Source organism: Streptomyces sp. NPDC059785 (assembly GCF_042732375.1).
Classification (GTDB): Bacteria; Actinomycetota; Actinomycetes; order Streptomycetales; family Streptomycetaceae; genus Streptomyces.
In genome coordinates this window covers 88563-110167 of record NZ_JBHWHV010000023.1, presented here as the reverse complement: position 1 = coordinate 110167, position 21605 = coordinate 88563, and the positions used below count along the sequence as shown (strand labels likewise).

Annotated in this window: 18 protein-coding genes; 9 read left to right on the top strand and 9 right to left on the bottom strand. The window is 68.0% G+C overall.

Annotated features, from left to right (window positions below):
* Positions 1–45: 45 nt before the first annotated feature.
* Positions 46–2478, bottom strand: coding sequence for a DUF6049 family protein (locus ACFV6E_RS19305; protein ID WP_385462974.1), 2433 nt, complete (start codon positions 2476–2478; stop codon positions 46–48).
* Positions 2479–2713: 235 nt separating this feature from the next.
* Here ACFV6E_RS19305 and ACFV6E_RS19300 point away from each other — a divergent pair, with 235 nt between their 5' ends.
* Positions 2714–4156 (top strand): CCA tRNA nucleotidyltransferase, encoded by a 1443-nt coding sequence (locus ACFV6E_RS19300; protein WP_385462971.1) that lies wholly within the window; start codon positions 2714–2716, stop codon positions 4154–4156.
* Between the two features lie 127 nt (positions 4157–4283).
* Here the strand turns inward: ACFV6E_RS19300 and ACFV6E_RS19295 are convergent, their stop codons facing one another.
* From ACFV6E_RS19295 to ACFV6E_RS19280, 4 genes are all read right to left on the bottom strand, one after another.
* Positions 4284–4763 carry a hypothetical protein gene (locus ACFV6E_RS19295; RefSeq protein ID WP_385159824.1) on the bottom strand — a complete coding sequence of 160 codons (480 nt, stop codon included), beginning with the start codon at positions 4761–4763 and terminating at the stop codon, positions 4284–4286.
* 118 nt (positions 4764–4881) lie between these two features.
* Entirely contained in the window at positions 4882–6144 is a 1263-nt protein-coding gene (locus tag ACFV6E_RS19290) for an MFS transporter (RefSeq protein WP_385462969.1), read from the bottom strand.
* An 89-nt stretch (positions 6145–6233) separates the two neighbouring features.
* On the bottom strand, positions 6234–7316 hold the full coding sequence (locus tag ACFV6E_RS19285) for an inositol-3-phosphate synthase (protein ID WP_385159828.1): 1083 nt from the start codon (positions 7314–7316) through the stop codon (positions 6234–6236).
* A 44-nt stretch (positions 7317–7360) separates the two neighbouring features.
* Positions 7361–8044 carry a PadR family transcriptional regulator gene (locus tag ACFV6E_RS19280; protein ID WP_385159830.1) on the bottom strand — a complete coding sequence of 228 codons (684 nt, stop codon included), beginning with the start codon at positions 8042–8044 and terminating at the stop codon, positions 7361–7363.
* Positions 8045–8418: 374 nt separating this feature from the next.
* Between ACFV6E_RS19280 and ACFV6E_RS19275 the strand changes: the two genes are divergently transcribed.
* Complete coding sequence (locus ACFV6E_RS19275) at positions 8419–11067, top strand: transglycosylase domain-containing protein (protein ID WP_385462966.1); 2649 nt, start codon at positions 8419–8421, stop codon at positions 11065–11067.
* A 108-nt stretch (positions 11068–11175) separates the two neighbouring features.
* Positions 11176–12681 (top strand): glycosyltransferase family 87 protein, encoded by a 1506-nt coding sequence (locus ACFV6E_RS19270; protein WP_385462963.1) that lies wholly within the window; start codon positions 11176–11178, stop codon positions 12679–12681.
* 103 nt (positions 12682–12784) lie between these two features.
* Here ACFV6E_RS19270 and ACFV6E_RS19265 read toward each other — a convergent pair whose 3' ends face one another.
* From ACFV6E_RS19265 to ACFV6E_RS19255, 3 genes are all read right to left on the bottom strand, one after another.
* On the bottom strand, positions 12785–13816 hold the full coding sequence (locus tag ACFV6E_RS19265; RefSeq protein WP_385159836.1) for an alanine racemase: 1032 nt from the start codon (positions 13814–13816) through the stop codon (positions 12785–12787).
* A 59-nt stretch (positions 13817–13875) separates the two neighbouring features.
* A complete protein-coding gene (femX, locus tag ACFV6E_RS19260) occupies positions 13876–14997 on the bottom strand; it encodes a peptidoglycan bridge formation glycyltransferase FemX (RefSeq protein ID WP_385462961.1) in 1122 nt (373 codons plus the stop codon).
* Between the two features lie 232 nt (positions 14998–15229).
* Positions 15230–15568 (bottom strand): hypothetical protein, encoded by a 339-nt coding sequence (locus tag ACFV6E_RS19255; protein ID WP_385159840.1) that lies wholly within the window; start codon positions 15566–15568, stop codon positions 15230–15232.
* Between the two features lie 299 nt (positions 15569–15867).
* On the opposite strand from ACFV6E_RS19255, the gene rpsF reads away from it, so the two are divergent.
* From rpsF to rplI, 4 genes are all read left to right on the top strand, one after another.
* Entirely contained in the window at positions 15868–16158 is a 291-nt protein-coding gene (gene rpsF / locus ACFV6E_RS19250; protein ID WP_004950685.1) for a 30S ribosomal protein S6, read from the top strand.
* A gap of 78 nt (positions 16159–16236) precedes the next feature.
* Entirely contained in the window at positions 16237–16830 is a 594-nt protein-coding gene (locus ACFV6E_RS19245) for a single-stranded DNA-binding protein (protein ID WP_385159842.1), read from the top strand.
* 44 nt (positions 16831–16874) lie between these two features.
* On the top strand, positions 16875–17111 hold the full coding sequence (rpsR, locus tag ACFV6E_RS19240) for a 30S ribosomal protein S18 (RefSeq protein ID WP_003949403.1): 237 nt from the start codon (positions 16875–16877) through the stop codon (positions 17109–17111).
* Between the two features lie 18 nt (positions 17112–17129).
* Complete coding sequence (gene rplI, locus ACFV6E_RS19235) at positions 17130–17576, top strand: 50S ribosomal protein L9 (protein WP_385159844.1); 447 nt, start codon at positions 17130–17132, stop codon at positions 17574–17576.
* A gap of 202 nt (positions 17577–17778) precedes the next feature.
* Here the strand turns inward: rplI and ACFV6E_RS19230 are convergent, their stop codons facing one another.
* Positions 17779–19116, bottom strand: coding sequence for an MATE family efflux transporter (locus ACFV6E_RS19230; RefSeq protein WP_385462959.1), 1338 nt, complete (start codon positions 19114–19116; stop codon positions 17779–17781).
* A gap of 459 nt (positions 19117–19575) precedes the next feature.
* Here ACFV6E_RS19230 and dnaB point away from each other — a divergent pair, with 459 nt between their 5' ends.
* Both dnaB and ACFV6E_RS19220 read left to right on the top strand, forming a co-directional pair.
* Positions 19576–21054 carry a replicative DNA helicase gene (gene dnaB, locus ACFV6E_RS19225; protein ID WP_385159848.1) on the top strand — a complete coding sequence of 493 codons (1479 nt, stop codon included), beginning with the start codon at positions 19576–19578 and terminating at the stop codon, positions 21052–21054.
* A 42-nt stretch (positions 21055–21096) separates the two neighbouring features.
* Entirely contained in the window at positions 21097–21531 is a 435-nt protein-coding gene (locus tag ACFV6E_RS19220; protein WP_385159850.1) for a VOC family protein, read from the top strand.
* The last annotated feature ends 74 nt before the right edge of the window (positions 21532–21605 follow it).

The following is a 21605-nucleotide window of genomic DNA, read 5'->3' as shown; positions in this document are numbered from 1 at the left end:
GTTACCCCACCTCATCGTCCCCGGGCCCACCGGCCACGACATCGCTCAACGGTCCACTCTCTCACCCGCGCCGGACGGGTCGGTGCTTTCCGGTGCGGTGTCCGCTGTCGGGTCACTCGGCTGCTCCGGGGCGTCCGTCCCGGCTCCGGAGGCGGAGTCCCCCGTGGATCCGTCGTGTGAGTCCGTGGTGACGGTGTTCTCAGTGTCTACGGTTCCGTCGGCGGCCTTGTTCAGGTCCTCGGCGTTCTCGTCGTCCTCGTCGAGTTCACGGTCCTCCTCGGCCTTCCGGGCCGCCGCGCGCTTGCGCTGCGTGTACATCCGGAAGCCGGCGAGCACGAGGAGCAGGACACCGCCGGCGATGACCAGCATCACCGTGGGCGTGACTTCGTTGACGTCCACGTCGAAGGTGACCGCGGGGCCGTAGGGCCGGTTGTCCTCCGTGTACAGCTGCGCCACCACCGTGACCGGGCCGTTGGCGTTGGCGTTGGTGGTGAACTTCACCGACTGGCTGTGCCCGCCCGAGACCTTGATCTGCTGCTCGTAGTAGGGACCGTCACCGATCTTCAGCCGGTTCGGCTGCTTCGAGGTGAGGCGCAGCAGCAGGTGGTCGGCGCCCTGCACCAGGTTGTTCTGCACCGTGACCGGGATCGTGGCGCTGCGCCCGGAGAGCTTGGTCTCCGACTTCTCGATCAGCCGGACCTGGCCGGTGAGCACCTGGAGATAGGACTGCACGCCCTCGCGGAAGGCCTGGCCCTCTTCGGCACGGCCGCGCCAGGAGGTGGACATGCCGCGGTTTATGGCCAGCCCGAAGGGCGTCACGACGCGGGAGGAATCGCTGAGGATCACCTGGAAGCTGTCGAGCTTGTCCTGGATCTCCTCGGTCCGCTCGAAGGCCGCCTGCGGGAGCTGCTGTTCCCTCAGCGCGGAGGGGTAGGCGGAGGCGGACGGCACCCGGGTCGTGGCGTCGGGGTCCGGCTTGGCCTTCGCCGCGACGGACAGCTCCTGCGAGTCGGACCAGGTGCTGTTCTGGAGGTCCTTCAGAGCCTGGGCCATCGTCTGGGCCTGGCTCGCCGACGGCATGCGCTGCGGGGCGACCACGATGTTGCGCTGGTTGCCCGGGTCCTGGAGGTTGATCAGCAGGCTCTGGGCGAGGAACCCCTGCACGGCCAGCACCGAGTCGTCCGCCTTGGTCATGTCGCCCTCGAAGGCGGTCGAGAGGCGGGCGTCCGCGACCACCGCGGTGGTGCCGCCGCCGATGGGCCGCGCCGCGCTGGGCGTGTACGGCAGCCCCCCGGTCTCCTTGAGGCTGTCGCTGCGGGCGATCACCTTGTCCGCGCCCGCGGAGGTGGCCACCTTGACGATCGAGGGGTCGATCGCCCCGTCCGCCGGCCAGGCGAAGTCGGTGCTCGGCGTCACGTGCAGGATGGTCTTCACGGTGTCGGCGGCGACTTCGGTGGCGTCCTTGAGGTGGCTCAGGGAGCCGGTGACGGTCTTGCCGTTGTGAGCCAGCGACGCCAGATCGGGGTCGGCGAAGGGGAGGGAGACGACTTCCTTGTCCTGGACCGTCTTCTCCAGCTTGTCGAGCCAGGCCTTCGCCACCGCCTGGTTCTTCCCGACCGTGTTGGTGCCGTTGGCGCCCTTGATCTCGTAGCTGTCGCGCATCGCGTCGACCGACGCCAGCAGATCCGGGTCGACGACCCAGGTGACGTCGAGATCCCTGCCCAGCGACAGCATCTGGTCCAGCCGGCCGCCGGGGGAGAGCTCCTTGGCGAGGTCGTCGTTCTCGAAGACGGGCGTCTGCTGTTCGTTCGAGCCGGTCTCGGCCGTGAGGTGGACGGTCGAGATCAGCGGCCAGAGATACGTGGTCTTCGTCCTGGTGTCGGCCTCGTCGGACTGCCAGGGCAGGAAGGTGCGCTGGATCCCGAGCACCTGCTCGTACGGCTGGGCGGCCGTCTGGCCGGACACGGAGACGCCAAGCTGGTAGACGCCGTCGGAGCCGAGGTTCAGCTTCTTGACCGGCACCGAGATGCTGAAGTGCTGCGAGACGCCGGTGGTGAGCTTGGAGAACTCCTGGACGTACTTGCCGCCGACCCGCGTCCCGTCGACGCCCTGCTGGTAGGTGGTGCGCTTGGTGACGTCGTCGAGCGCCGTGCGGCTGTTCAGGAAGGAGCCCACCCGCAGATCCACCCGGGCGTCCGTGACCGCCTGCTTGCGCGTGTTGGTGACCGTGCCGGAGATGGTGACGGTGTCGCCGTCGGTGGGGACAGTGGGGCTCACCGTGTCGAGGGCGACATCGACCGGGCCCGAGCTCGCGGCGGCGGCCGGAGAGGTCTGCGGGGCCGCCTCGGCCGCCGGCATGGCAGGCAGTTGCGCCAGCCCGGCCAGCAGGGGCGCACCGGCGAGCAGCGCACCGGTGCGCCGCAGCCACCGGCGGGCAGGTGAGGCACTCATCCCCTGGAAGTCTGCCGCCTCGGCCACGCGCTCGCCCGTCCCTCGTCGTCGTTCAGTGGTCGTCGGATTGTGCGTCCACGCATGGTAACGATGTGCGCCGAGGGTAAGTGCCGCGGTCTGCTCCACAAGATCCGCAGGACACGGGCCACTGTCCACTATGTACGTCTATCCCGGACACTGTCCCCGCGCGCACCGGTGGAGGGGCGTGTGCACGTTTTATGGAGGCGCCCCGGGCCGTGCGGGCCACGTACCCTTTTCTGTTGTGCCGAACGCCAACGAAGACAACCCCAGTGCCCTGAGTCAGGTGCAGCGCCGCGCGGTGAGTGAACTGCTGCGGGTGTCCCCTGTCGCCGACGACCTCGCCCGCCGTTTCCAGGACGCAGGGTTCTCGCTCGCCCTGGTCGGAGGCTCGGTCCGGGACGCGCTCCTCGGCCGGCTCGGTAACGACCTGGACTTCACGACGGACGCCCGCCCCGAGGACGTACTGAAGATCGTGCGGCCCTGGGCGGAGGCCGTGTGGGAGGTCGGCATCGCGTTCGGCACGGTCGGCGCGCAGAAGGACGGCTACCAGATCGAGGTGACCACCTACCGCTCCGAGGCGTACGACCGGACCTCGCGCAAGCCGGAGGTGTCGTACGGGAACTCCATCGACGAGGATCTCGTCCGCCGCGACTTCACGGTGAACGCGATGGCCGTGGCGCTCCCCGAGAAGGAGTTCGTCGACCCGTACGGCGGTCTGGCGGACCTGTCCGCGCGGACGCTGCGCACGCCCGGTACGCCGGAGGAATCCTTCTCCGACGACCCGCTCCGGATGATGCGCGCCGCCCGCTTCGCCGCGCAGCTCGACTTCGAGGTCGCCCCCGAGGTCGTCGCCGCGATGACGGACATGGCCGGGCGCATCGAGATCGTGTCGGCCGAGCGGGTACGGGACGAGCTGAACAAGCTCGTCCTGGCCGCCCACCCGAGGAACGGCCTGACGCTGCTCGTCGAGACGGGGCTGGCCGAACGCGTCCTGCCGGAGCTGCCCGCCCTGCGGCTGGAGCGCGACGAGCACCACCGGCACAAGGACGTCTATGACCACACGCTGATCGTCCTGGAGCAGGCGATGGAGCTGGAGCAGGACGGGCCCGATCTCACGCTGCGGCTCGCCGCGCTCCTGCACGACATCGGCAAGCCGCGCACCCGTCGCTTCGAGAAGGACGGCCGGGTCTCCTTCCACCACCACGAGGTGGTGGGCGCCAAGATGACCAAGAAGCGGATGACGGCGCTCAAGTACTCCAACGACCTTGTGAAGGACGTCTCGCGCCTGGTCGAGCTGCACCTGCGCTTCCACGGGTACGGCGCCGGAGAGTGGACGGACTCCGCGGTCCGCCGCTACGTACGGGACGCCGGCCCGCTGCTCGACCGGCTGCACAAGCTGACCCGCTCCGACTGCACCACCCGCAACAAGCGCAAGGCGACGTCGCTCTCCCGGGCCTATGACGGGCTCGAAGAGCGCATCGACCAGCTCAAGGAGCAGGAGGAGCTGGACGCCATCCGCCCGGACCTCGACGGCAACCAGATCATGGAGATCCTGGGCGTCGGTCCGGGGCCGGCGATCGGCCAGGCGTACAAGTATCTGCTCGAGCTGCGTCTGGAGAACGGGCCCATGGAGCACGACGCGGCCGTGACGGCACTCAAGGAGTGGTGGGCCGAGCAGAGCTGAGCGGCACGAAGGGCGTCATGTTTCACGTGAAACATGACGCCGGATACGCCGAGGGCATGACTCCCGATACGCCGAGGGGCGGTGTTTCACGTGAAACACCGCCCCTCGGCGTATGCCGACCGAGCTGTTACTTGGTCTCCTTCAGGCACAGCACCACGTCATGGCCGCCGCCGGTCTGGATGTACGAGATCTCCGCGTCCGAGACGCTCTCACACTTGCTGTCGTCGCTGGTGCTGTCGAACTTCTCGACGACCTTGTACTCGGAGTCGCTCGACGAGCAGTCGACCGTCTTGAGGTCCGGGCTGACGCTGGTGCCGTCGTTGTGCATGCAACTGCCCACGGAGGCGGTCTCCGCGTCGCTCTGCCCGAGGTACCACTTCACCCCGTACAGGGCTATCGCGACCACGATCAGGGCGACGATGCGCAGAGCCTTCTTGCCGAACCGGCTGCCGGAGGACGGCGGCGGGACCGGGGCGCCGGGCGCGCCCTGCTGGAACGGCGGGTACGGCTGCTGCTGGGGGAACCCCGGCTGTGCGGGTGCTGCCGCGGGAGCGCCGGGCTGCTGGGCGAACGGGTTCTGGCCCTGAGGCGGCGGCGGAGTAGTCACTTGGGGGTCCCCCTCGGAACGTGTGGATTCGCATGGCGCGAAATAAGACGTGCGTAAGTTATCGGGCCGCACTGACATTTCAGTAGCCGAGGGGCCCTCTGTGTCATTGATGTGACACTTACTGGCGAGCAAAGCGGTGCATAGTCACAGCAACCGCCCCGTAGATAACGGCTACCGTGATCACCAGCGGGACGGAGCGTCCGTCGGGCGGCAGCATCAGCGCGGCCACCGCGGCGGCGCCGACGAACGCGACGTTGAACAGCACGTCGTAAACGGAGAAGATCCGGCCACGGTAGGCGTCGTCCACGGAGGACTGCACGAGGGTGTCCGTGGCGATCTTGGCCCCTTGCGTGGTCAGACCGACCACGAAGGCCAGCAGGAGCATCGGGACCACGGTGAAGGTGAGCCCCAGCGCGGGGCTCATCGCCGCGGCGAGGGCGGCGCAGACGGTGATCCATCGTCCGGAGCCCAGCTTCTCGGCCGTGGCGGGGGTGATGACGGCAGCCGCGAAGAAGCCCGCTCCGGAGATGCCCACGGCCAGGCCGAGGAGCGCGAGGCCGCCCTCCGAGTCGGACGACCACGCGTACCGGCAGAGCATGAGCACCATGACCGTCAGGGCGCCGTAGCAGAAGCGCATCAAGGTCATCGACGCGAGCGCCCAGGCGGCCTGGCGGCGGGCCGGCTGGGCGAGATGACGTACGCCGGCCACGAGCCCGCGCGCGGTGTCGCGGAGAGCCGAACCCAGCCGCGGCCGCAGCGACCGCCTGTCGGGCCCGAGGAGGTCCGGAGCGATGCGCAGGGACGCGAGCGCGGCGGCCGCGTACAGGGCGGCCCCCAGGAGGACCACCGCCGTGTTGGAGTCCGCGGCCAGCAGCCGTACGGCGAGGGCGACGGCGCCGCCCGCGCTGGCGCCCAGCGTGCCGGCCGTCGGGGACAGCGAATTGGCGATGATCAGGCGCTCGGAGTCGACGACCCGCGGCAGCGCGGCGGAGAGACCGGCCAGGACGAAGCGGTTGACCGCGGTCACGCAGAGCGCGGAGGCGTAGAAGAGCCACTCGGGGACGTGGCTGACCATCAGGAGGGCCGTCGCGCACGCCAGCGCGGCGCGCAGCAGATTGCCGTAGAGGAAGACCTGGCGCCGTCGCCAGCGGTCCAGCAGGACGCCCGCGAAGGGGCCGACGAGGGAGTAGGGCAGCAGCAGGACGGCCATGGCCGAGGCGATGGCGGCCGCCGAGGTCTGCTTCTCCGGGGTGAAGACGACGTACGTGGCGAGGGCCACCTGATAGACACCGTCGGCCCCCTGGGACAGCAGCCGTACGCCGAGCAGGCGCCTGAAGCCCGTGAAGCGCAGAAGTATCCGCAGGTCGCGCACGACAGCCATGGGCACAGCCTCACACAGGAGGAGGGCCCCCGGGCGCACTGCCCCGGGGACCCTCGACGGACGAACCGGATCTCGTCTCCTGACGAGTCCTAGCGCTCGACCTCACCCTTGATGAACTTCTCGACGTTGTCGAAGGCCTCGTCGTCGAAGTACTGGACCGGCGGGGACTTCATGAAGTACGAGGACGCCGACAGGATCGGGCCGCCGATGCCGCGGTCCTTGGCGATCTTCGCGGCGCGCAGGGCGTCGATGATGACACCCGCGGAGTTCGGGGAGTCCCAGACCTCGAGCTTGTACTCCAGGTTCAGCGGGACGTCACCGAAGGCACGGCCCTCAAGGCGGACGTAGGCCCACTTGCGGTCGTCGAGCCACTGCACGTAGTCGGACGGGCCGATGTGGACGTTCTTCTCCCCCAGCTCGCGGTCGGGGATCTGAGACGTGACGGCCTGGGTCTTCGAGATCTTCTTCGACTCGAGGCGGTCGCGCTCGAGCATGTTCTTGAAGTCCATGTTGCCGCCGACGTTGAGCTGCATGGTGCGCTCGAGACGGACACCGCGGTCCTCGAACAGCTTGGCCATCACCCGGTGCGTGATGGTGGCGCCGACCTGCGACTTGATGTCGTCACCGACGATCGGGACACCGGCCTCGGTGAACTTGTCGGCCCATTCCTTGGTGCCGGCGATGAAGACCGGGAGGGCGTTGACGAAGGCGACCTTGGCGTCGATGGCGCACTGCGCGTAGAACTTCGCCGCGTCCTCGGAGCCCACGGGCAGGTAGCAGACGAGGACATCGACCTGCTTGTCCTTGAGGATCTGGACGACGTCGACCGGCTCCTCGGCGGACTCCTCGATGGTCTGGCGGTAGTACTTGCCTAGCCCGTCGAGGGTGTGGCCGCGCTGCACCGCGACGTCCTTGTGCGGGACGTCGCAGATCTTGATGGTGTTGTTCTCGCTGGCACCGATGGCGTCCGAGAGGTCGAGACCGACCTTCTTCGCGTCGACGTCGAAGGCGGCGACGAACTCGACGTCACCGACGTGGTAGTCGCCGAACTGGACGTGCATCAGGCCCGGCACCTTGGTCGCCGGGTCGGCGTCCTTGTAGTACTCGACGCCCTGTACCAGCGACGCGGCGCAGTTGCCCACGCCGACAATGGCTACGCGAACCGAACCCATTCCGGTTGCTCCCTGTGTGTACTCGGTGAGACCCCGAACGGGTCTCACGTGGCGGTGTCGTCGGACGGATCCGGCCGGGTGCTGTCCCGGTGCCGGGGCAGGCCGCCCGTCTCTCCAGATGTGCTGTCGTGCTGAGCGGAGCCGTCGGGTGCGGAACGCTTCTGGTCCCGTCCGGCCCGCTCGCTCTCGATGAGCTCGTTCAGCCAGCGCACTTCGCGCTCCACGGACTCCATTCCGTGCCGCTGAAGCTCGAGGGTGTAGTCGTCGAGGCGCTCGCGGGTGCGTGCCAGGGAGGCGCGCATCTTCTCCAGCCGCTCCTCCAGCCGGCTGCGGCGGCCTTCCAGCACCCGCATGCGTACGTCGCGCGACGTCTGGCCGAAGAAGGCGAAGCGCGCGGCGAAGTGCTCGTCCTCGTACGCGTCGGGGCCGGTCTGCGACAGCAGGTCCTCGAAGTGTTCCTTACCTTCCGCCGTCAGCCGGTAGACGATCTTGGCTCGGCGTCCCGTGAGCGGAGCGGCGAGGGCGTCCTCGGACGTCGCACCCGTTTCCTCGATCAACCAGCCGTTGGCGACCAGCGTCTTGAGGCAGGGGTAGAGCGTCCCGTAGCTGAAGGCGCGGAACACACCCAGTGACGTATTGAGTCGTTTGCGCAGCTCATAGCCGTGCATCGGGGACTCGCGGAGCAGGCCGAGCACGGCGAACTCCAGGATGCCGGAACGCCGGCTCATGGTCGCCACCTCCCTGTCGCTGCCTCGTCGGCACGGTCCTTATGCCGAGCTGATGTATCGACTCGATACATCAGCACGATAGAACGCCCCTACGGTTGCGACAAGAGGGGGCATGGTGAACGGCGTCACATCACCGATTCTCATGAAGTAAGTTGCCTGATTTGGGGTGAACTTCGGCCCTAGGCGGGTTTTGACGGTGCGTAGTCTGTGCGCCATGCACACCACCGGGAACCGAGTGACGACCGAGGACGTCTCCGTCCTCGGTGCAGTACGGGTGAATGCGAATACGACCGCATCCGTACTTCGGGGGGACCGGAAACCAGCCGCCGTTTCCAGGCGCGCAGAGGTGCGCCTGCCCGAGGAGTAATCGTTCGATGAGCGAGCACCGTCGCAAATCGCCGCAGCCGCAGGACGGCGGGCGTGCCGCGGCCCGACGAGGACAGTCCGGCTCGTCCTCCGGCCGTCGCGCCGCACCGCGGGGCGCCACCGGATCTCCTTCCGACTCCGGGTCGGGAGGTGAGGAGCGACCGTACGGCGGCCGGGCCGAGGCCCGGCGAGCCGGACAGCGAAGCGGTGGCGGCCGGCGCAGAGCCGCCGAAGGACCCGGACGCGGCTCCCAGAGCGGGCCGGGGCGCGGCCGGGGCCGTCAGGCTCCCGCCAAGAAGCGCATCATCGACTACCCACGCGCGGACAGGTACGGCGCGAAGCGCTGGGTGCCGTCGTGGAAGCTGGTGACCGGCCTGTTCATCGGCTTCTTCGGCAGCCTGGTGACCGTGGCGGGTGTCGCCTACGCGCTGGTCGGCGTGCCGGACGTGGCCAAGACGGCCACGGCGCAGAACAACGTCTACTACTGGAGCAACGGCGACCAGATGGTCTCCACCGGTGGTGAGACGAACCGGCAGATCATCAGCTACGACAAGATCCCCAAGGAGATGCGCTACGCCGTCATGTCCGCGGAGAACAAGACGTTCGAGACGGACAGCGGCGTCGACCCCATGGGTATCGCCCGTGCCTTCGTGAACATGGCCAAGGGCGGCCAGACGCAGGGTGGCTCCACCATCACCCAGCAGTACGTCAAGAACGCCATGCTGAACGACCAGTCGCAGACGGTCTCCCGGAAGTTCAAGGAGCTGTTCGTCTCCATAAAGGTCGGAGCCTCGGTGTCCAAGGAGGACATCATGGCCGGCTACCTGAACTCGGCGTACTACGGGCGCAACGCCTACGGCATCCAGGCCGCGTCCCGCGCGTACTTCGGCGTGGAGGCGACGAAACTCGACGCCAGCCAGTGCGCCTTCCTTGCCGCGGTCCTCAAGGGCGCCACGTACTACGACCCGGCGGGCGCGACCTCGATCGACCCGGCCGCCACGCCCCAGGCGAACCGCAAGCGCGCGGTGACGCGATGGAAGTGGATCCTCGACGAGGAGGTCAAGGACGGGCGCCTGACGGCCGCCGAGCGGGCCGAGTACAAGACGTTCCCGGAGATTCAGAGTCCGCGCTCCAACCAGCAGCTCAGCGGACAGATCGGTTATCTCGTAGACCTGGCCAAGGCCTACATCATCAAGAACACCGACATCACCCAGGACCAGCTCCAGCAGGGTGGCTACGAGATCCACACGACCTTCGACAAGAAGAAGGTGACGGAGCTCGAGGACGCGGTGAAGAAGGTCCGCAAGGAGCACATCAACACGAAGCAGCGTCCGGACACCGACAAGTACGTCCAGTTCGGCGGAGCCTCCGTGAACCCGACGAGCGGGGCCATCGAGGCCATCTACGGCGGCGAGGACGCGACCAAGCACTTCACCAACAACGCCGACCAGACCGGTGCCCAGGTGGGTTCGACGTTCAAGCCGTTCGTGCTGGCGGCCGCCATGTCGTGGGGCGTGCGCGACCCCGACGGCGGAGAGACGCAGGCACAGGACGAGCGCACCGTCGTCTCCCCGAAGAGCCTGTACAGCGGCAAGAACAAGCTCAAGATCAAGCAGTACAACGGTGACGTCTGGATGGACAAGGACGGCAACGAATGGCTGCAGACCAATGACGGCGGCCAGAGCTACAACGCCCCGACGTATCAGATCGACCTGCGCGAGGCGATGCGGGAGTCCGTGAACTCCGCCTACGTCCAGCTCGGCATGGACGTCGGCCTGGACAAGGTCAAGCAGGCGGCCAAGGACGCGGGCATCCTGGAGGACAGCTTCGCGAGCTCGAACTTCCCGTCCTTCTCGCTCGGCACCTCCGACCCCAGCGCCATCCGGATGGCCGGCGCCTACTCGACCTTCGCGGCCAGCGGCAAGCAGCGCGACCCGTACTCGGTCACGAAGGTCACCAGCGAAGACGGCACGGTCTTCCAGCACAGCGATGTCGAGAAGACCACGCAGGCCTTCACCTCGAAAGTGGCCGACAACGTCACCGACGTGCTGAGGACCGTGGTGGAGAAGGGCACCGGCACCAACGCCAAGCTCAGCGACCGCCAGGTCGCGGGCAAGACCGGTACCACCGACGGCAACAAGTCGGCCTGGTTCGTCGGGTACACCCCGCAGCTCTCCACCGCGATCACCATGTACCGGATGGACGACGACGAGAAGAACGAGAAGCGCGAGTTCCTCAAGATGTACGGAACGGGTGGAGAGAAGAAGATCCACGGTGCCTCGTTCCCGTCCGAGATCTGGCACGACTACATGGAGAAGGCGCTCAAGGGCGCGAAGGTCATCGACTTCCCGGAGCCCGAGGACATCGGCACGATCGTCAACGACACTCCGTCTCCGAGCGTGACCCCGTCGGCGACCGCGACGGAGGAGGAAGAGGAGAGTCCGTCGCCGTCGGTGACGCCCAGCGAGAGCAGTGCCTCGCCCACGCCCACGGAGAGCGAAACCTGTGGCAATTGGGACTGGGACTGCACCGAGGACGGTGGCTCGGATACGGGCGGCGACGAGGACGGCGGAACGGACGCGGGATCCAGCGCCACACCATCGGAGTCGACAGGCAACAGCAGAGGCAACGGCAATGGCGGGGGCATCTTCGGATAGCCGCAGAGCCACCCGCAAGCCGCGTTTCACGTGAAACAAGGGCCGCCGCACCGACCAGGTGCGGCGGCCCTCGGCGTTTTCCTAGGTGCATACGGCAGGATGTGCGGCATGCCCAGTGCAGAGACGACGCGAGCGAGCGTGCACGAGCCGGAGCCGGTGCAGCCGACCAGGGAAGACGGGGTCGCCGCGCACGGCAGTGAGCTGATCGGCGGCCCTGTCGGACGACGAGCACTGTCCGGGACGTCCTGGTGGACTCCCCTGCGGGCCGTCGTGCTCATCGCGATCGGCATGTTCGCCCTCGGCATGGTGCAGAAGCTCCCCTGCTACGACGGCGGCTGGTTCTTCGGCGCCAGCTCCCAGTACACGCACGCCTGCTACTCGGACATCCCGCACCTCTACCAGGGGCGCGGCTTCGCCGACGGCCTGGTGCCGTACTTCGACAAGCTCAGCGGCGACATGGACTACCTCGAGTACCCGGTGCTCACCGGTGTGTTCATGGAGGTCGCCTCCTGGGTCACGCCGGGCAGCGGCAGCATCCAGGACCAGGAGCAGATCTACTGGATGGTCAATGCCGGGATGCTCATGGTGTGCGCGGCGGTCATCGCCGTCTGCGTGACCCGGACGCACGCCCGGCGCCCGTGGGACGGCCTGCTGGTCGCCCTCGCGCCGGCCTTCGCGCTGACCGCCACCATCAACTGGGACCTGCTGGCCGTCGCTCTGACGGCCGCCGCCATGCTGATGTGGTCCCGGGGCCGGGCCCTCGCCTTCGGCCTCCTGCTGGGGCTGGCAACGGCCGCGAAGCTGTACCCGGTGCTGCTGCTGGGGCCGCTGCTGATCCTGTGCTGGCGCGCCGGCAAATGGCGGGACTTCGGGACCGCCTTCGGGGGCGCGGCCGTGGCCTGGCTGGCGGTGAACCTTCCGGTGATGCTCTTCGCCTTCGAGGGCTGGTCGAAGTTCTACACCTTCAGCCAGGAGCGGGGCGTCGACTTCGGGTCCTTCTGGCTGATCCTCACGCAGCGCTGGGGCAGCCCGTTTCTGACGACGGACAACATCAACACCCTCGCCACCGTCCTGATGCTGCTGTCCTGCCTCGGCGTCGCGGCCCTCACGATGACCGCACCGCGCCGGCCCCGCTTCGCCCAGCTCGCGTTCCTGATCGTCGCCGCCTTCATCCTCACCAACAAGGTCTACTCGCCGCAGTACGTTCTCTGGCTGGTGCCCCTCGCGGCGCTGGCCCGGCCGCGCTGGCGGGACTTCCTTGTCTGGCAGGCATGCGAGGTTGTGTACTTCCTGGGCATCTGGATGTACCTCGCGTACACGACCAGCGGTGACGCCCACAAGGGTCTGCCCACCGAGGGCTACCAGGCGGCCATCGCCGTCCATCTGCTGGGCACGCTGTACCTGTGCGCGGTGGTGGTGCGCGACATCCTCATGCCGGAGCGGGACGTGGTGCGCCTGGCGGGCGACGACGACCCGACAGGCGGCGTGCTGGACGGCGCCGAGGACGTCTTCGTACTCGGCGCCGCGGCCCGTCCGCCGCGGCATGCGGCGCATATCGAGGGACCGCAGGTGCAGTGGGGCGGCACGGGCGCTGCGGGTGACCGTTCGCCCTGAGCGAACAGCACCCGGACGGGCGCGGACGAGCCATGCGAAAGGCCGTACACGGTCACCGTGTACGGCCTTTCGCATGCGTCCGGCGCGCTCCCGCGCCCGCGGATCAGCGGTCGACGATCCGGTCGAACTGCGTGGTGGTGTGCCGCAGGTGGGCCACCAGCTCCTCGCCGACCTGCGGCTCGGGGGCGTCCGAGGGCACGAAGAGGATCGAGACCTGCATGTGCGGGGGCTCGGCGAACCAGCGCTGCTTGCCGCCCCACACGAACGGCGCGAGGTTCCGGTTGACCGTGGCGAGACCGGCCCGGGCCACGCCCTTGGCGCGCGGCATGACGCCGTGCAGCGCCTTGGGCGCCTCCAGGCCGACGCCGTGCGACGTACCGCCCGCCACGACGACCAGGTAGCCGTCGGAGGCCGCCTTCTGCTGCCGGTAGCCGAAGCGGTCGCCCTTGGACACACGGGTGACGTCCAGGACGGCCCCGCGGTACTCGGTTGCCTCGTGGTCCCCCAGCCACAGCCGCGTGCCGATGCGGGCGCGGAAGCGGGTCTGCGGGAACTGCTGCTGGAGCCGGGCGAGCTCCTCGGCCTTGAGGTGGCTGACGAACATGGTGTGCAGCGGCAGCCGGGCGGCGCGCAGCCGGTCCATCCAGCCGATGACCTCCTCGACGGCGTCCGAGCCGTCGGTGCGGTCCAGCGGCAGATGGATGGCGAAGCCCTCCAGCCGCACGTTCTCGATGGCGGCGTGCAGATGGGGCAGGTCCTGCTCGCTCACGCCGTGCCGCTTCATGGAGGACATGACCTCGATAACGACGCGGGCGCCCACGAGGCCGTACACGCCGTCGATCGACGACACGGAGCGGATGACGCGGTCGGGCAGCGGTACGGGCTCCTCGCCGCGTCTGAAGGGCGTCAGCACCAGAAGATCGCCACCGAACCAGTCCTTGATCCGGGCGGCCTCGTAGGTGGTGCCGACGGCGAGGATGTCGGAGCCGAGGCGCGTGGCCTCGTCCGCGAGCCGTTCGTGGCCGAAGCCGTAGCCGTTGCCCTTGCAGACGGGGACGAGCCCCGGGAACTGCTCCTGCACGTGCTTGTGGTGTGCCCGCCAGCGCGCGGTGTCGACGTAGAGCGTGAGCGCCATGGCCGGTCCCGGAACCTTTCGTATCGGCGTAAGTCAGAGAATGAAACGGAAAGCCCAGGTCAGCGTCGCGACATATAGATGTCGAGCGCCTTGTGGAGCAGCTTGTTCAGCGGGAAGTCCCACTCGCCCAGGTATTCGGCGGCCTGCCCGCCGGTACCCACCTTGAACTGGATCAGGCCGAAGAGGTGGTCGGTCTCGTCCAGCGAGTCGGAGATGCCGCGCAGGTCGTAGACGGTCGCCCCCAGGGCGTACGCGTCGCGCAGCATCCGCCACTGCATCGCGTTCGAGGGCCGTACCTCGCGGCCGATGTTGTCCGAGGCGCCGTAGGAGTACCAGACGTGCCCGCCGACGACGAGCATCGTCGCGGCGGAAAGGTTCACCCCGTTGTGCCGCGCGAAGTACAGCCGCATGCGATTGGGGTCCTCGGTGTTGAGGGCCGACCACATGCGCTGGAAGTACGACAGCGGGCGGGGCCGGAAGTGGTCGCGGACGGCCGTGATCTCGTACAGCCGCTGCCACTCCTCCAGGTCCTGGTAGCCGCCCTGGACGACCTCGACGCCGGCCTTCTCGGCCTTCTTGATGTTGCGGCGCCAGAGCTGGTTGAAGTTCTTGTGGACCTCTTCCAGGGAGCGGTTGTCCAGCGGCACCTGGTAGACGTAGCGCGGCTGCACGTCACCGAAGCCGGCGCCGCCGTCCTCGCCCTGCTGCCAGCCCATGCGGCGGAGCTTGTCGGCGACCTCGAAGGCGCGGGGCTCGATGAAGTCCGCCTCTATGTCCCGCAGCCGCTTGACGTCGGGGTTCTGGATGCCCTGCTTGATGGAGGCGGCCTCCCAGCGCCGGATGATCACCGGGGGGCCCATCTTCACGGAGAACGCGCCCTGCTGCTTGAGGTGCGCGAGCATCGGCCGCAGCCAGTCGTCGAGGTTCGGCGCGTACCAGTTGATGACCGGACCCTCGGGGAGATAGGCGAGATACCGCTTGATCTTGGGGAGCTGGCGGTAGAGAACGAGACCCGCGCCGACCATGTCACCGGTCTTGTCGTCGAACCACCCGAGGTTCTCCGAGCGCCACTCCGCCTTGACATCGGCCCAGGCCGGAACCTGCATGTGGCTCGCCGCGGGCAGGCTCTGGACATAGGCCAGATGCTGCTCTCGACTGATGGTCCTCAGGGTCAGGCTCATTCCGGGCGCTCCTCGGGCTGGTGTGTCCCCATGGGTACAGGGGCTCCTGGCTCTCGCGCCGAAGCCTACTGCGCCCCGCGAGCGACCCGTCTGGCCGTACGGAACCTGTGCCCTGACCGGTACCGGCCGGGACCGCGCGTCGCGTGGTCCCCGCGGGTGCGGCCGGCCCGCGGAAGGCCGGCCGCACCCGCCGGTGCCGGCTCGGGTGCCGGCCCGGTGCGGAACCGGAGCGTCAGCCGATGACGCCGCCGAAGAGACCGCCGTGGGCCATGCCGAGGAAGAAGCCGACGGCCGAGGCGCCGAGGCCCATGATCAGCGCGAAGCGCTCGCGCGTGGTGATGGAGACGAACTGTCCGTAGGCCCCCGTGAAGATGCCCACCAGCCCCGCCCACGAGCTGAGCAGGTGGAGGTTGTGGAACATCGCCGTCACGAAGGCGGTGACCCCGAGGATCGCGGTCACCCAGAGCAAGGTGTCCTGCAGCGGGTGCACCTTGTGGTCGGTGGCGAACAGGGATCCGACGGCATGAGGCCGTGCTGTCCGTGCGGCGTTCGGTCGCATTGTCTGTGCCATGAGGCACCTCCTGCGGAAGGCGGCGCATCCTAGCGCCGTACACACCCGAGGTCTCCAGACTGACGGCGAACCCGGCCGGATTTCAACCGGAAGCGGGTGTGCGGGTAGTCTGTACCGTCTGCACCGGTGTCTGCCCAGGCTCGTGACCAGCTCACGGCCAGGTCACGACGGGGATCCCGCTCGGTTCGTCCTTCGCGGGGACCCGACTGTCAGTGGCGGCCGATACCGTTGCGCACGCATAACAACCCTCCTGCCACGGAACGACCGTGGCCGCTGAGTCCAAAGGAGGTGGGTTCCACATGCGTCACTACGAGGTGATGGTCATCCTCGACCCCGATCTCGAGGAGCGCGCTGTCTCCCCGCTGATCGAGAACTTCCTCTCCGTCGTCCGTGAGGGCAACGGAAAGGTCGAGAAGGTCGACACCTGGGGCCGTCGTCGTCTCGCGTACGAGATCAAGAAGAAGCCCGAGGGCATCTACTCGGTCATCGACCTGCAGGCCGAGCCTGCGGTCGTCAAGGAGCTCGACCGCCAGATGAACCTGAACGAGTCGGTCCTCCGGACCAAGGTCCTCCGTCCCGAGACCCACTGAGCCTTCCCGCTCAGCTGATCCCGGGATTCGAGTAGCAGCACCAAGCAGCCAGCAGCAAACCCGCCGAGAGGTACCCCCATGGCAGGCGAGACCGTCATCACGGTCGTCGGCAATCTTGTCGATGACCCCGAGCTGCGCTTCACCCCTTCCGGTGCGGCGGTCGCGAAGTTCCGTGTCGCGTCCACTCCCCGTACCTTCGACCGCCAGACGAACGAGTGGAAGGACGGCGAGAGCCTGTTCCTGACCTGCTCTGTCTGGCGTCAGGCGGCGGAGAACGTCGCCGAGTCGCTCCAGCGAGGCATGCGCGTGATCGTGCAGGGCCGGCTGAAGCAGCGGTCCTACGAGGACCGTGAGGGCATCAAGCGCACGGTCTACGAGCTGGACGTCGAGGAAGTCGGCGCCAGCCTCAAGAACGCCACGGCCAAGGTCACCAAGACCACCGGCCGAGGCGGCCAGGGCGGTTACGGCGGCGGCGGTGGCGGCGGCCAGCAGGGTGGCGGCGGCTGGGGCGGAGGCCCCGGCGGCGGTCAGCAGCAGGGTGGCGGCGGTGCTCCCGCCGACGACCCCTGGGCGACCAGCGCTCCTGCCGGCGGCGGCAACCAGGGTGGCGGCTGGGGCGGAGGCTCCGGCGGCAACCAGGGCGGCGGCTACTCGGACGAGCCCCCCTTCTAAGGGCGGGCCGTACCCCCACTTCTTGATCACACAGGAGAAACACCATGGCGAAGCCGCCTGTGCGCAAGCCGAAGAAAAAGGTCTGCGCGTTCTGCAAGGACAAGGTCACGTACGTGGACTACAAGGACACGAACATGCTGCGGAAGTTCATTTCCGACCGCGGCAAGATCCGTGCCCGCCGCGTGACCGGCAACTGCACGCAGCACCAGCGTGACGTCGCCACGGCCGTGAAGAACAGCCGTGAGATGGCGCTGCTGCCCTACACGTCCACCGCGCGCTAAGGAAAGGGTGACCGACACATGAAGATCATCCTGACCCACGAGGTCTCCGGCCTCGGCGCCGCCGGCGACGTCATCGACGTCAAGGACGGCTACGCTCGCAACTACCTGGTTCCGCGGAAGCTCGCGATCCGCTGGACCAAGGGTGGCGAGAAGGACGTCGAGCAGATCCGTCGTGCTCGCAAGATCCACGAGATCCAGACCATCGAGCAGGCCAACCAGGTCAAGGCCCAGCTCGAGGGTGTGAAGGTCCGTCTGGCCGTTCGCTCCGGCGACGCCGGTCGTCTCTTCGGTTCCGTCACCCCGGCCGACATCGCCTCGGCGATCAAGGCTTCCGGTGGCCCCGAGGTCGACAAGCGCCGCATCGAGCTGGGCGCGCCGATCAAGACGCTGGGCGCCCACGAGACGTCCGTGCGCCTGCACCCCGAGGTTGACGCCAAGGTCAGCATCGAGGTGGTCGCTGCCTGAGTGCAGCGCTCGGCACAGCTGAGAGAAGGGCCGCGTTCCTCTGGGGCGCGGCCCTTCTGCGTGCCGTTCTCAGGCGAACCTCGGCGGCTCGGACTATGCAACGTGAAGCCTCGACGGCTTGGACTGTTTCACGTGAAGCCTTGGCGGCTTCGTCTGTTTCACGTGAAACGGGCCGTTTCACGTGAAACATCAGTGATCCGCTTCAGCGGGTGGCTCCGGTGACGATCCAGCGACCGGAACGGGATCGCAGCCACAGGGTCAGCAGGCGCATCGCCATCATGAGAGCCATCGCTCCCCAGAGAGCGGTCAGCCCGCCACCGAGCGACGGTACGAGCAGCGCCACCGGAGTGAAGACCGCCAGGGTGATGATCATCGCCCACGCCAGATAGCGCCCGTCCCCGGCACCCATGAGGACACCATCGAGCACGAAGACGATGCCGGAGACCGGCTGGGAGACCGCCACGACGAGCAGTGCCGGCAGGGCGACGTCCTGTACGCCGGAATCGCTGGTGAAGAGCGGCAGGAACACCGGTCTGGCGAGCACGACCAGCGCCCCCAGTACGACTCCGACGGCGAAGCCCCACTGCACCATCCGTCGGCAGACCGCCTGGGCGCCTTCGGCGTCGTTCGCTCCGAGGTAGCGCCCGATGATGGCCTGGCCCGCGATGGCGATCGCGTCGAGAGCGAAGGCGAGCAGGCTCCACAGCGACAGGATGATCTGGTGCGCGGCCATATCGGCATCGCCGAGGCGGGCGGCGACCGCGGTGGCGATCATGAGGATCGCCCGCAGCGACAGGGTGCGCACCAGCAGCGGTGCTCCCGCGTGTGCGCTGGCCCTGATGCCGGCGATGTCGGGCCGCAGCGAGGCGCCGTGCTTGCGGGCTTCCCGTACGACGACGTACAGGTACACGAAGGCCATGCCGCACTGGGCGATCACGGTGCCCCAGGCGGAGCCGGCGACGCCCAGATCCGCCCCGTACACGAGGCCGGCATTGAGCAGGGCGTTGGCCACGAAGCCCGCGACGGCCACATAGAGCGGTGTCTTCGTGTCCTGGAAACCGCGCAGGACACCGGTGGCGGCGAGCACGACGAGCATGGCCGGGATGCCGAGCACCGAGATGCGCAGATAGGTGGTCGCGTAGGGGGCGGCTGTGTCGGAGGCGCCGAAAAGCTCGACCAGGGCGGGCGCCGTGGGCAGAGCGGCGGCGATGACAGCCGCGCCGATCAGCAGGGCGAGCCAGATCCCGTCCATGCCCTGGCGGATCGCGGCACGGACATCACCCGCGCCCACGCGACGGGCGACGGCGGCCGTGGTGGCATAGGCGAGGAAGACGAAAACGCCGACGGCTGTCATGAGGAGGGCGGAGGCGACGCCCAGGCCGGCCAGCTGGGCGGTTCCCAGATGGCCGACGATGGCACTGTCGGCCATGACGAAAAGGGGCTCGGCGACGAGTGCGCCGAAGGCCGGAACGGCCAGCGCGACGATCTCCCGATCGTGTCGGCGCCGGACGGCCCTGGGTGTCGCTGGAGCCTGTGTCATGAGCAGCAATCTAATCTTCCACAGGTAAGAGATGCAACTCATGAACGACCCTTACTTTTGTTGGGGTCGTGTGCCTCTTCGTGCACCGTTCGAGGTGAACTCGGCAAGACTGGGGAAGTTTTTCTTCTGCACAGCCGGTGGACGATATTTGCGCAGGTCAGGGTGGGTTCCCGTGAGTTGGGGAGGGCTTGTTCACAGGGCTGTCCACCGGCTCGTGCACAGCTTTTGCATGGTTCTCCACAGCATCGGGGCCGTCGTCCACATGGCCTGTGGATAACCAGATTGGCTGACGGTGCCGACGGGCCTAACGTAGGGCGGCGCCCGCTCGCTCCTCCGTCCTCGGAAAGCTGGCAAAACCGAGTCGTCAGAACCGGAGTTGGGTGACTCATTTGTCAGTGCCGTGCCGTAGAAAAGAGGGGCACGGTTAGGTCCGCTCGGCGGACGGGAGGAGGTAGCTCGGTGAGCATTTCCGAGCCCCTGGACGACCCGTGGGCCGACAGCGGCCCCAGTGATCGTCTGCCTGCCTCCCGGCGGCGTGGCGAGGGTGGCAGAGGCCGCGACGAGCAGCACGAGCGCGGCCGGGAAGCCGGCGACTGGGACGGCGGAGGCTCGGCCTTCGAGCGGGTGCCGCCGCAGGACGTGGACGCGGAGCAGTCCGTTCTCGGCGGCATGCTGCTGTCCAAGGACGCCATCGCCGACGTCGTCGAGGTCATCAAGGGCCACGACTTCTACCGGCCCGCGCACGAGACGATCTTCACGGCGATCCTCGACCTGTACGCGAAGGGCGAGCCGGCCGACCCGATCACGGTCGCGGCCGAGCTCACCAAGCGCGGCGAGATCACCAAGGTGGGCGGCGCCCCCTATCTGCACACCCTGGTCCAGACGGTACCCACGGCGGCGAACGCCGAGTACTACGCGGAGATCGTGCACGAGCGCGCGGTCCTGCGGCGCCTGGTCGAGGCCGGCACCCGCATCACACAGATGGGATACGCGGCCGACGGCGACGTCGACGAGATCGTCAACAGCGCCCAGGCCGAGATCTACGCCGTCACCGAGCAGCGCACCAGCGAGGACTATCTGCCGCTCGGCGACATCATGGAGGGCGCACTCGACGAGATCGAGGCGATCGGCTCCAGAAGCGGCGAGATGACCGGTGTACCGACCGGCTTCACCGACTTCGACTCGCTCACCAACGGTCTGCACCCGGGCCAGATGATCGTCATCGCCGCCCGCCCCGCCATGGGCAAGTCGACGCTGGCCCTCGACTTCGCCCGGGCAGCGTCGATCAAGCACAACCTGCCCAGCGTCATCTTCTCGCTGGAGATGGGTCGCAACGAGATCGCGATGCGCCTGCTGTCCGCGGAGGCCCGGGTCGCGCTGCACCACATGCGCTCCGGCACGATGACGGACGAGGACTGGACCCGGCTCGCGCGCCGGATGCCCGAGGTATCGGCGGCGCCGCTCTACATCGACGACTCTCCGAACCTGTCGATGATGGAGATCCGCGCGAAGTGCCGCCGCCTGAAGCAGCGCAACGACATCAAGCTGGTGATCATCGACTATCTGCAGCTGATGCAGGCCGGTGGGTCCAAGCGCTCCGAGAGCCGCCAGCAGGAGGTATCGGACATGTCCCGGAACCTGAAGCTGCTCGCCAAGGAGCTGGAAGTCCCGGTCATCGCGCTCTCGCAGCTGAACCGAGGCCCCGAGCAGCGTACGGACAAGAAGCCGATGGTGTCCGACCTGCGTGAGTCGGGATCGATCGAGCAGGACGCGGACATGGTGATCCTGCTGCACCGCGAGGACGCGTACGAGAAGGAGTCGCCGCGCGCGGGCGAGGCGGACATCATCGTGGGCAAGCACCGTAACGGCCCCACGGCGACGATCACTGTCGCCTTCCAGGGCCACTACTCGCGCTTCGTGGACATGGCGCAGACCTGATAAGGAAGTTCCGGCGAGCGGAGCGCGGGCTAGGGTGTGCCAATGCCGCCGATCAAGCAGGTCCAGGTCACCTTCGACTGCGCGCAGCCCGAGCGCGTAGCCCGCTTCTGGTGCGAGGTGCTGGGGTACGTCGTCCCGTCACCGCCGGAAGGGTTCGACACGTGGGACGACTACAACCGCTCGCTGCCGCCTGAGGAGCGGGACGCGTGGTTCGCCTGCTCCGACCCTTCGGGTGTCGGTCCGCGGCTGTACTTCCAGCGCGTTCCCGAAGGGAAGGTCGTCAAGAACCGGGTCCATCTCGACGTGCGGGTCGGCACCGGGCTCGTGGGTGAAGAGCGCCTTTCCGTACTTGAGGCCGAATGCGTGCGCCTGGTCGCGCTCGGCGCGACCCGCGTGCGTCTCCTGCTCGCCGATGAGGAGAACGAGTCCTGCATCTCGATGCAGGACATCGAGGGCAACGAGTTCTGCCTCGACTGAGGGGCCGCGAACCCGCACCCGCCGCGCACGGCGGCGGGGACATGCGGTCCGGTCCGGGGAAATGCGCTCGACGT